Source organism: Pseudomonas sp. NFR02, from assembly GCF_900119375.1.
Lineage (GTDB): Bacteria > Pseudomonadota > Gammaproteobacteria > Pseudomonadales > Pseudomonadaceae > Aquipseudomonas > Aquipseudomonas paracarnis.
Genome location: NZ_FPJJ01000001.1, coordinates 98,584 through 110,545 on the forward strand (window position 1 = coordinate 98,584; position 11,962 = coordinate 110,545).

Below are 11,962 nucleotides of genomic sequence, written 5' to 3' on the forward strand. Positions count from 1 at the left end.
CTGGGTCTAGAGCGAAGCCAATTCAGTGTCAGCCTCGACAGCTTTCGCTGCCCGCAACTGCCGCATCTGCTCACACCCCCACAACACCCGCTCGGGCGTGGCCGGCGCATCGATCTTGGGCTGCTGGCGATAGTCAGCCAAACTCGCCACCGCGTCCTTGATCGCACACCACGACGCAATCCCCAGCATGAACGGCGGCTCGCCCACGGCCTTGGAATGGAACACCGTGTCTTCCGGGTTCTTGCGGTTCTCTACCAGCTTCACCCGCAGGTCCAGCGGCATGTCGGCCACTGCCGGGATCTTGTAGCTGGCCGGGCCGTTGGTCATCAGCTTGCCTTTGTTGTTCCACACCAGCTCTTCCATGGTCAGCCAGCCCATGCCCTGGATGAAGCCGCCTTCCACCTGGCCGATGTCGATGGCCGGGTTCAGCGAGGCGCCCACGTCATGCAGGATGTCGGTGCGCAGCATTTTGTATTCGCCGGTCAGGGTGTCGACGATCACTTCGCAGCAGGCCGCCCCGAACGCGTAGTAGTAGAACGGCCGCCCGCGTGACTGGCTGCGGTCGTAGAAAATTTTCGGGGTTTTGTAGAAACCTGTGCTGGAGAGCGATACCTGGGCGAAATACGCCTGCTGGATCAACGCCTCGAAGCTCAGGATCTGCTCGCGCACGCGCACATGGCCGTTGCGAAACTCCACGTCCGCCTCGCTTACGTCGTACTTGCGCGCCGCAAACTCCACCAGGCGCTGCTTGATGGTTTCGGCCGCATTCTGCGCGGCCTTGCCGTTCAGGTCGGCGCCGCTGGAGGCAGCGGTGGGCGAGGTGTTGGGTACCTTGTCGGTGTTGGTGGCGGTGATCTGGACGCGGTCGATTTCTACCTGGAATACCTCGGCCACGACTTGCGCGACCTTGGTATTCAAGCCCTGGCCCATCTCGGTGCCGCCGTGGTTCAGGTGGATGCTGCCATCGGTGTAGATATGGATCAGCGCGCCGGCCTGGTTGAGGAAACTGGCGGTGAACGAAATACCGAATTTCACTGGGGTCAGCGCCAGGCCTTTTTTCAGGATCGGGCTGTGGGCGTTGTACAGGCGGATCGCTTCGCGGCGCTCTGCGTATTGGCTGCTGGCCTCAAGCTCGGCGGTCATTTCTTCGAGCATGTTGTGCTCGACGGTCTGGTAGTAGTGGGTAACGTTGCGCTCGGTCTTGCCGTAGTAGTTGGCCTTGCGCACGGCCAGCGGGTCTTGGCCTAGATGGCGGGCGATGGCGTCCATCACCTCTTCGATGGCGACCATGCCCTGCGGGCCGCCGAAGCCGCGATAGGCCGTGTTGGAGGCGGTATTGGTCTTGCAGCGATGGCCGTTGACCGTGGCGTCGCCCAGGTAATACGAGTTGTCGGCGTGGAACATGGCGCGGTCGACAATCGAGTTGGACAGGTCCGGCGAACAACCGCAGTTACCCGCCAGTTCCAGGTTGATGCCGTGCAGTCGGCCGTTGTCGTCAAACCCTACGTCGTATTCGATATAGAAGGGGTGGCGCTTGCCGGTCATCAGCATGTCTTCGACCCGTGGCAGGCGCATTTTGGTCGGCTGGCCAGTGAGGCGCGCCACCACGGCGCACAGGCACGCCGGGCTGGCGGCCTGGGTTTCCTTGCCGCCAAAACCACCGCCCATGCGGCGCATGTCGACCACGATCTTGTTCATCGACACATCCAGCACTTCGGCCACCAGCTTCTGCACTTCGGTGGGGTTTTGCGTGGAGCAGTAGACGATCATGCCGCCGTCTTCGGTGGGCATCACCGAAGAAATCTGGGTTTCCAGATAAAAGTGTTCCTGGCCGCCGATATGCAAGGTGCCCTGTATGCGATGCTTGGCGCTTGCCAGCGCAGTGGCCGAGTCGCCGCGTTGGTGGGTGTGGCTGTCGAGCACGAAGTGCTTGTTGCGAAACGCCTCGACCACATCCAGCACTGGCTCCAGGTCTTCATATTCGATCACTGCCGCCATTGCCGCCTTGCGTGCGGTCTCCAGGTCGCGGGCGGCCACGGCCAGCACCACCTGGCCGACGAACTGAACGGTGTCGATGGCCAGCAGTGGGTCGCCGGGCATCAACGGGCCGATGTCTTTCAGGCCCGGTACGTCTTCATGGGTGATCGCAATGCGCACGCCGTCGAAGGCGTAGCAGGGCGCGGTGTCGATGCTGATGATCCGAGCGTGGGCGCGGTCCGACATGCGCGCATACAGGTGCAACTGGTTGGGAAATTCCAGGCGGTCGTCGATGTACTGTGCTTCACCGCTGACGTGTTTGGCGGCGCTGTCATGTTTGACGCTGCGCCCGACTCCGGTGGTGAGGTCCTGGGCAAACAGTGCGGCAAGTTCGGCCTGGGTTTTTACCACGGCGTGATGGTTAGACATAAGCGGTCACCCGAGTCTCGATGTGCGGCGTTTGCAGTTCGATGAAGTACTTGCGCAGCAGGTTCTGCGCGCTGAGCAGGCGGTATTCCTTGCTGGCGCGGAAGTCCGACAGTGGGGTGAAGTCGCCGGCCAGGGCGGTGCAGGCTTTTTCTACCGTGGCCGCATTCCACGTGGCGCCTACCAGCGCAGCCTCGCAGCGGGTTGCGCGTTTTGGCGTGGCGGCCATGCCGCCGAACGCAACGCGCGCTTGGCTGACCACGCCGTTGTCGATCTTCAGGTTGAACGCTGCGCATACGGCGGAAATATCGTCGTCCAGGCGCTTGGACACCTTGTAGGCCCGGAACAGCGTGTGGCCCTTGGGCACGATGATGGTCTCGATGAACTCGCTGTCCTGGCGCGCGGTGACGCGGTAGTCGATGAAATAGTCTTCCAGCGCCAGGGTGCGGCGGGTGTTGCCCTTGCACAGTACGATCTGCGCGCCCAGGGCAATCAGCAGCGGCGGCGAGTCACCAATCGGCGAAGCGTTGCCGATATTGCCGCCCAGGGTGCCTTGGTTGCGAATTTGCAGGGAGGCGAAGCGTTGCAGCAGTTCGCCGAAGTCCGGGTATTCATGGTGCAGCGCGGCGTAGCAGTCGGAGAGGGCGGTGGCCGCGCCGATTTCCAGGCGGTCGTCGAACTGCTCGATGCGCTTCATGGCTTCAATGTTGCCGACGTAGATCATCACCGGCAGGGTGCGGTGGAACTGGGTGACTTCCAGCGCCAGGTCAGTGCCGCCGGCCAGCAGCCGGGCTTGTGGGTAGGCGTCATAGAGGTCGGCCAGGTCGGCAACGGTCAGTGGCACCAGGCAGCGCTTGTCACCACTGTTGAGTTCGCCGGTCTGGGTCGGCGCGATAGCCTTGAGGCGGGCGATGGTTTCAGCCTGGCGGCTGTCGAATTGATCCGGGGGCTTGTTGCAGCAGGCCTGTTCGGCGGCGGCGAGGATCGGGCGATAACCGGTGCAGCGGCACAGGTTGCCGGCCAGGGCTTCATGGGCTTTGTGGCTGTCGGGGGCGTCGCTGTTCTTTTGCAGGGCAAACAGCGACATCACGAAGCCCGGGGTGCAAAAGCCGCACTGTGAGCCATGGCACTCGACCATGGCCTGTTGCACGCTGTGCAGTTGACCCTTGTGCTTGAGGTCTTCAACGCTGATCAGTTGTTTGCCGTGCAGCGACGACACGAACGTCAGGCAGGAATTGAGGCTGCGGTAACGAATCTGCTCGGCGCCTTGCTCGTCGGTGTGCAGCTCGCCGACCACCACGGTGCACGCGCCACAGTCGCCGCTGGCGCAGCCTTCCTTGGTACCGGGTTTGCCCACATGCTCGCGCAGATAGTTGAGCACGGTCAGGTTGGGGTCCAGGGCGTGCTCGCTACGGAGTTCCTGGTTAAGTAAAAACTGGATCACGGAAGGCCTCGCAGACTCATTATTGTTGTTAACCGCTTTGCGCCGAATCTAGTCATGTCTGACTTTTCGGTCAATGGTTTTCTGACCTAAAGGTCAAGAAAATCCGGTCGCAACACTTTCAATTATGGTCCAGTCTTCTGGAACCGGCGTTTTTGGCGGCTTACAGGCTTCAACTTTGCTTATTTCATGCCAAATTCGCCACGGTGGGCGTAGCGCCATCAGCGGGCCAATGCGCTACACTGCCGCGCTTGTACTGATAGAAGATTTTGAAGGGAAAACATGACGTTCAAGGCGCCGGACAGTCTCGCCGAGCAAATTGCTCACCACCTCGCCGAACGTATCATTCGCGGCGATCTCAAGCCTGGGGAGCGGATCCAGGAACAGAAGGTCACGCTGGCGCTCAACGTCAGCCGTGGTTCCGTGCGCGAAGCTTTGCTGATCCTTGAGCGCCGCCATTTGATTGCGATCCTGCCGCGCCGTGGCGCTCACGTCACCGAACTTACCGCGCACAAGGTGCAGAGCCTGTGTACGTTGATGGGCGAGATGTACATCCTGCTCGGCAATGCGGTTGCCGAAGGCTGGCAGACCCAGGCCGACATGGCGCCGTTTCTGCAGATCCAGCAACGCCTTCAATTGAGCCTGGAGCGTGAGGACATCCGCGCTTTCGTCGAAGAAAGCTTCAGCGTGATGCGCGCCGCGTACCCCTTCGCCAACAACCCTTATTTGCAGGAAACCGTCGAAAACCTGCAGCCGGCGATGAACCGCGCTTATTACCTGGCCCTGGATCAGCGCAAGGCGTCCATGAGCGAGTTCCTGGCGCTGTTCGAGCAATTGCTCGCCGCAGTACTGGCCCGTGACCTGGTGCAGATTCGCCTGGTGCTCACAGCCTATTGCCAGCGCAGCAGTTCGCTGGTCATCGCAGCCTTGGCGGACGCCTAAGCGTGCGGCTCAAGTGCATCAAGTTGGCGGGGTTCAAATCCTTCGTCGACCCCACCACCGTCAACTTCCCCAGCAACATGGCGGCGGTGGTGGGGCCCAATGGCTGCGGCAAGTCGAACATCATCGACGCCGTGCGATGGGTGATGGGCGAGAGCTCGGCGAAAAACCTGCGCGGCGAGTCGATGACCGACGTCATTTTCAACGGCTCCACCAGCCGCAAGCCGGTGAGCCAGGCCAGTATCGAACTGGTATTCGATAACTCCGACGGCACCCTGATCGGCGAATACGCCGCCTACGCGGAAATTTCCATCCGTCGTAAAGTCACCCGCGACAGCCAGAACAGCTACTTCCTCAACGGCACCAAGTGTCGCCGTCGCGATATCACCGATATTTTCCTCGGCACCGGCCTGGGCCCGCGCAGCTATTCGATCATCGAGCAGGGCATGATCTCCAAGCTGATCGAAGCCAAGCCCGAAGACCTGCGTAACTTTATCGAAGAGGCGGCCGGCATCTCCAAGTACAAGGAGCGCCGTCGCGAGACTGAAAACCGTATCCGTCGCACCCACGAAAACCTCGCCCGCCTGACCGACCTGCGCGAAGAGCTGGAGCGCCAGCTCGAACGCCTGCACCGCCAGGCGCAGGCCGCCGAGAAGTATCAGGAATACAAGGGCGAAGAGCGCCAACTCAAGGCGCAACTGTCGGCCCTGCGCTGGCAGGCCTTGAATGACCAGGTGGGCCAGCGCGAAGCGATTATTGGCACCCAGGAAGTCAGCTTTGAAGCGCTGGTGGCCGAGCAGCGCAATGCCGACGCCAGCATTGAGCGCCTGCGTGACGGTCACCATGAGTTGTCCGAACGCTTCAATCTGGTGCAAGGCCGCTTCTATTCGGTGGGCGGTGACATTGCCCGGGTCGAGCAGAGTATCCAGCACGGCCAGCAGCGTTTGCGCCAGTTGCAGGATGACTTGAAGGAAGCCGAACGCGCACGCCTGGAAACCGAATCGCACTTGGGCCATGACCGTACCTTGCTGCTGACCCTGGGCGAAGAGCTGGACATGCTCACCCCCGAGCAGGAAATCACCAGCGCCGCCGCCGAAGAGGCCGCCGCCGCCCTGGAAGAATCCGAAGCCACCATGCACGGCTGGCAGGAACAGTGGGACGCCTTCAACCTGCGATCCGCCGAACCACGCCGCCAGGCCGAGGTGCAGCAGTCGCGCATCCAGCAGCTGGAAACCAGCATGGAACGCCTGGCCGAGCGCCAGCGCCGGCTGCAGGAAGAGCGCGTACTGCTCGCCGCCGACCCGGAAGACGCGGCGATCATGGCGCTGAGCGAACAACTGGCCGAAAGCGAAATGACCCTGGAAGAGCTGGAGGCCAGCGAAGAGCAGCAAGTGGAGCGCCTGGAGCAACTGCGTCAGCAATTGCACACCGCGACCCAGGCGCAGCAGCAAGCCCAGGGCGACTTGCAGCGGCTCAATGGTCGGTTGGCTTCGCTGGAGGCCTTGCAGCAAGCCGCGCTCGACCCCGGTACCGGCACCGCCGAATGGCTGCGCGACCAGCATTTGGCCGAACGCCCACGCCTGGCCGAAGGCTTGAAAGTCGAAGCCGGCTGGGAATTGGCGGTGGAAACCGTGCTGGGCGCCGATCTGCAAGCGGTGCTGGTGGATGATTTCGGCGGCTTCGACCTGGCCGGGTTTGCCCAGGGCGATTTGCGCCTGCTCAGCCCGGCGCCCGAGGGTGCGCGGGTGCCGGGTAGTTTGCTGGACAAGGTCGAGGCGGCGATGGATCTGTCGCCCTGGCTGGGTCAGGTCAGGCCCGTGGAGACCCTTGAGCAAGCCTTGGCCCAACGCGGCCAATTGGCGGCCGGCGAAAGCTTGATCAGCCGCGATGGTTATTGGGTCGGCCGCCACTTCCTGCGCGTGCGCCGCGCCAGTGAGGCGGAAAGTGGCGTATTGGCCCGTGGCCAGGAAATCGTCAACCTGAGCGCTGAGCGTGAAGAACGCGAAGCCACACTGGAAAGCCTGGAAACCGAACTGCAAACCCTGCGTGCTACCCAGCGTCAGCAGGAAACCGGCCGCGAACACCTGCGTCGGCTGTTGCAGGACGAAGCGCGCCAGCAAGGCGAATTGAAAGCCCAGTTGTCTGCGAGCAGGGCCAAGGTGGAGCAATTGACCCTGCGCCGCACCCGTCTTGACGAAGAAGTGGCCGAGATGGGCGAACAGCGCGCCCTGGAACACGAACAGATCGGTGAAGCGCGCCTGCACTTGCAGGAAGCCCTCGACAGCATGGCCCTGGACACCGAACAGCGCGAGTTGCTGCTGGCCCAGCGCGACAGCCTGCGTGAGCGCCTTGACCGCGTGCGCCAGGAAGCCCGGCAGCACAAGGACCACGCCCATCAGTTGGCCGTACGCTTGGGCTCGTTGCGCGCCCAGCATGATTCCACGCGCCAGGCCCTTGAGCGCCTGGAGATGCAGTCCGAACGCCTGACCGAAAAGCGCGAGCAACTGAGCCTCAACCTGGAGGAGGGCGAGGCGCCGCTGGAAGAGCTGCGCCTCAAGCTTGAGGAATTGCTCGATAAGCGCATGACCGTCGACGTCGAACTCAAGACCGCACAGATCGCCCTGGAAGACGCAGACCGCGAACTGCGCGACGCCGAAAAGCGTCGCACCATGGCCGAGCAGCAATCCCAGTTGATCCGCGGCCAGCTCGAACAACAGCGTATGGAATGGCAAGCCCTCACCGTGCGCCGCAAGACCTTGCAAGACCAATTGCTGGAAGACGGCTATGACCTGCACGGCGTGCTCAACACCCTGACCGCCCAGGCCAACGAGAAAGACGCCGAAGAAGAACTTGAACGGATTGCCGCACGTATTCAACGCCTGGGCGCGATCAACCTCGCCGCTATCGATGAGTACCAGCAGCAGTCCGAGCGTAAACGTTATCTGGATGCCCAGGACGCTGATCTGGTTGAAGCCCTGGACACCCTGGAAAACGTGATCCGCAAGATCGACAAGGAAACCCGCAACCGCTTCAAAGATACCTTTGATCAGATTAATGGCGGTTTACAGGCGTTATTCCCAAAAGTTTTCGGTGGTGGCAGCGCCTACTTGGAACTGACGGGCGAAGATCTACTCGATACAGGGGTGACGATCATGGCGCGGCCTCCGGGCAAGAAGAACAGCACCATCCATTTGTTGTCCGGCGGCGAGAAAGCTCTGACCGCATTGGCCCTGGTATTTGCCATCTTCAAGTTGAACCCGGCGCCGTTCTGCATGCTCGACGAGGTTGACGCGCCGCTGGATGACGCTAACGTTGGACGCTACGCTCGGTTGGTCAAAGAGATGTCCCAGACGGTGCAGTTCATCTATATCACCCACAACAAGATCGCCATGGAAATGGCCGACCAGTTGATGGGGGTGACGATGCATGAGCCGGGCTGTTCGCGATTGGTCGCGGTGGATGTGGAAGAGGCGATGGCGATGGTGGAATCCTGAACCACGCCGGGAGAGAGAATTTACAGCACGCTGTAGGGCAATTTACCGGTCTGGGGAAAGTGGCAAATGGACATATTTGTTCAAGGCATTTTGACAGACGGTGTAAAGTTATCTTTGGTCGTGCTAGTTTAATGTCAATTTTTCGTGTGCGTGGGCAAAACGTCAGTCAGAACATAGAGTTGGCGCCACGTTTTAAAGCGGTTTGCACGGTGCTAAACCCCTTATTTTTCAGCATTTTTTATTAGAGGCACGGGATTACATGGAAATCGGTCTGCGCGAGTGGCTGATCGTCATCGGCATCATTGTCATTGCCGGTATTCTTTTCGATGGCTGGCGCCGTATGCGCGGTGGCAAGGGCAAGCTCAAGTTCCGTCTGGACCGAAACCTGTCCAACTTGCCTGACGACGACGGCGCCGCCGAGCTGCTGGGGCCGCCCCGTGTGCTGGATACCCATAAAGAGCCGCAACTGGACGAGCATGACCTGCCGTCGATGAGCGCCCCGCTGCGTGAAGCCCGCGAACCGTCCTCCAAGCGCGGCAAGCGTGGTGGCGCGGCGGTTGCCGAGCCACACCAGGGCGACCTGAACCTCGACGTTGACGACGGCCCGAGCTTCAGCAGCCGTGATGATGATTTCCCGGACGAGACCGCGACCAAAAGCGCGTCGCGCCAATCGGTGAACGATCAGCCGGCTGCCGAAGAAGTGCTGGTCATCAGCGTGATCTGCCGCGACGCCGGCGGTTTCAAAGGCCCGGCACTCTTGCAGAACATCCTCGAAAGCGGCCTGCGTTTTGGCGAGATGGATATCTTCCATCGTCACGAAAGCATGGCCGGTAACGGCGAAGTGCTGTTCTCCATGGCCAACGCGGTCAAGCCGGGCACGTTCGATCTGGACGATATCGACCTGTTCAGCACCCCGGCGGTGAGTTTCTTCCTTGGTCTGCCAGGCCCGCGTCACCCCAAACAAGCGTTCGACGTGATGGTGGCCGCCGCCCGCAAGCTGTCCCAGGAACTCAACGGCGAGCTCAAGGACGACCAACGCAGCGTGCTCACCGCCCAGACCATCGAACACTACCGTCAGCGCATCGTCGAGTTCGAGCGTCGCGCCCTGACACAGAAACGCTGAGGAACGATCTTAAGCGTTGTCTGTAGAATCCGTGCACTAACATATTGAGCAGCTTCGGCTGCTCTTTTGCTTTATGAGAGAACACCCATGACCGCCGCCCATACCCGCATCCTCGAACTGCGCGCTGAACTGGATCAGCATAACTACCGCTACCACGTCCTCGACGAGCCGAGCATCCCGGACGCCGAATACGACCGCCTGTTCCACGAGCTCAAGGCCCTGGAGGCCGAGCACCCGGAGCTGGTGACGCGTGATTCGCCGACGCAGCGGGTCGGCAGTGCGGCATTGTCGGCGTTCACCCAGGTCAAGCACGAGATCCCGATGCTCAGCCTGGGCAACGCCTTCGATGAAACCACCATGCTGGAGTTTGATCGCCGGGTCACCGAGGGCCTTGACCTGCCGGTGGGCGATCTGTTTGGCGCTGGCGCTGCGGTGGAATACAGCTGCGAGCCGAAGCTGGATGGCCTGGCGGTCAGCCTGTTGTACCAGGATGGCGAGCTGGTGCGCGGTGCCACCCGGGGCGACGGCACCACGGGCGAGGACATCAGCGTCAACGTGCGCACCGTGCGCAATATCCCTCTGAAACTGCACGGCGCGGGCTGGCCAGCCACCCTGGAAGTGCGCGGTGAAGTGTTCATGTCCAAGGCCGGTTTCGAGCGGTTGAACGCCTCGCAACTGGAAGTGGGCGGCAAGACCTTCGCCAACCCGCGCAACGCTGCGGCGGGCAGCCTGCGCCAACTGGATTCGAAGATCACCGCCAGTCGCCCGCTGGAGTTCTGCTGCTATGGCATCGGCCAGGTGACCGCGGATATCAGCGACACCCATATCGGCAACCTCAAGCAGTTGCAGAAGTGGGGCATGCCGATCAGCCACGAGTTGAAGCTGGCCAAGGGCATCCAGGAATGCCTGGACTACTACCGCGACATCGGCGAGCGCCGCAATGCGCTGGGCTATGAAATCGACGGCGTGGTGTTCAAGGTCAACAGCATTGCCTACCAGCGTGAACTGGGCTTCCGTGCCCGCGAGCCGCGCTGGGCGATCGCGCACAAATTCCCGGCCATGGAAGAACTCACCGAGCTGCTCGACGTGGAGTTCCAGGTCGGTCGTACCGGTGCGGTCACGCCGGTGGCGCGCCTCAAGCCGGTCAAGGTGGCCGGCGTGACCGTGTCCAATGCCACCCTGCACAACATGGACGAAGTGGCACGCCTGGGGCTGATGATTGGCGACACCGTGATCATCCGCCGCGCCGGTGATGTGATTCCGCAGGTGGTCTCGGTGGTCACCGAACGCCGCCCGGAAAACGCCCGCGCTGTGCAGATCCCGCAAAATTGCCCGGTGTGCGGTTCCCATGTGGAGCGCACGCAGTTGGTCAAGCGCAGTAAGGGCAAGGAAACCGTCAGCGAAGGCGCGGTGTACCGTTGCGTCGGGCGTCTGGCCTGCGGTGCGCAACTCAAGCAGGCCATCATTCATTTCGTCTCGCGCCGGGCCATGGACATCGACGGCCTGGGCGACAAGACCATCGAGCAACTGGTGGATGAACAGCTCATCGGCTCGCCGGCCGATCTCTACAAGCTCAAATACGAACAGATCATCGACCTGGAAGGCTTTGCCGATACCTCCAGCAAGAAGCTGATCAGCGCCATCGAAAACAGCAAGACCCCGACCCTGGCACGCTTTATCTACGCCTTGGGCATTCCCGATGTGGGCGAGGAGACGGCCAAGGTGCTGGCGCGCTCGCTGGCGTCCCTGGAGCGTGTTCAAAAGGCGTTGCCAGAGGTGCTGACGTACTTGCCGGATGTAGGGCTGGAAGTGGCCCATGAGATCCATAGCTTCTTTGAAGACGGGCACAACCAGCAGGTGATTGGCGCACTGTTGTCGCCAGACGAATGCGGCCTGCAATTGCAGGAGCAGGGCGAACTCAGCGCGGAATTCGCCGCCAGCACCACCTTGGGCGGTTTGCTCGACAAGCTGCACGTGCCTTCGGTGGGACCGGGCGCGGCGCAGAAGCTCGCGGACAAGTTCGGTTCGCTGGAGGGCATCATCAAGGCTGACTGGCTCGACATGCGCCAGGCGCTGCCCGAGAAGCAAGCCAAGGCTGTACGGGAGTTTTTCGACAATGCCGACAACGCCAACCATGCCCTGGCCATCGAGCAGCAGCTCAAGGACTTCGGCATGCACTGGCAGAGCGAGAAAAAGGTCGTTGAAGGCTTGCCCGAAGCCGGGCACACCTGGGTACTCACCGGCTCCCTGGAGTTGATGAGCCGCGATGTGGCCAAGGACAAGCTCGAAAGCCTGGGGGCCAAGGTGGCCGGTTCCGTTTCGGCGAAAACCCACTGCGTGGTGGCGGGACCGGGCGCCGGCTCGAAATTGGCCAAGGCCAATGAGCTGGGCCTGAAAGTACTGGACGAAGAGGCCTTCGTCGCCTTCCTGGCCAAGCACAACATCACCGTCTGATTGATCGTCCCCACGCTCCGCGTGGGAACGCATCCTGTGACGCTCCGCGTCACGGCCTTCGCGCAGACGCAGAGCGTCCAAGGCGGCATTCCCACGCGGAGCGTGGGA

At 61.7% G+C, this 11,962-nt stretch carries 6 protein-coding genes; 4 read left to right on the top strand and 2 right to left on the bottom strand.

Annotated features, from left to right (window positions below; translation table 11 throughout):
• Positions 1 to 6: 6 nt before the first annotated feature.
• Positions 7 to 2,406, bottom strand: coding sequence for a xanthine dehydrogenase molybdopterin binding subunit (xdhB, locus tag BT199_RS00470; protein ID WP_019820507.1), 2,400 nt, complete (start codon positions 2,404 to 2,406; stop codon positions 7 to 9).
• The gene (xdhA, locus tag BT199_RS00475) at positions 2,399 to 3,847 is read right to left on the bottom strand and encodes a xanthine dehydrogenase small subunit (RefSeq protein ID WP_072433660.1); all 1,449 of its coding nucleotides are present in this window, start codon (positions 3,845 to 3,847) and stop codon (positions 2,399 to 2,401) included. Before xdhA ends, xdhB begins: the two co-directional genes overlap by 8 nt.
• Before the next feature lie 279 nt (positions 3,848 to 4,126).
• On the opposite strand from xdhA, the gene BT199_RS00480 reads away from it, so the two are divergent.
• From BT199_RS00480 to ligA, 4 genes are all read left to right on the top strand, one after another.
• Entirely contained in the window at positions 4,127 to 4,786 is a 660-nt protein-coding gene (locus BT199_RS00480) for a GntR family transcriptional regulator (protein ID WP_014719464.1), read from the top strand.
• A 2-nt stretch (positions 4,787 to 4,788) separates the two neighbouring features.
• Positions 4,789 to 8,277: a chromosome segregation protein SMC gene (gene smc / locus BT199_RS00485; protein WP_072433661.1), complete on the top strand. Its 3,489-nt coding sequence runs from the start codon at positions 4,789 to 4,791 to the stop codon at positions 8,275 to 8,277.
• 259 nt (positions 8,278 to 8,536) lie between these two features.
• Positions 8,537 to 9,400, top strand: coding sequence for a cell division protein ZipA (gene zipA, locus BT199_RS00490; protein ID WP_014719462.1), 864 nt, complete (start codon positions 8,537 to 8,539; stop codon positions 9,398 to 9,400).
• Positions 9,401 to 9,487: 87 nt separating this feature from the next.
• On the top strand, positions 9,488 to 11,854 hold the full coding sequence (ligA, locus tag BT199_RS00495; protein WP_014719461.1) for an NAD-dependent DNA ligase LigA: 2,367 nt from the start codon (positions 9,488 to 9,490) through the stop codon (positions 11,852 to 11,854).
• Positions 11,855 to 11,962 lie beyond the last annotated feature (108 nt).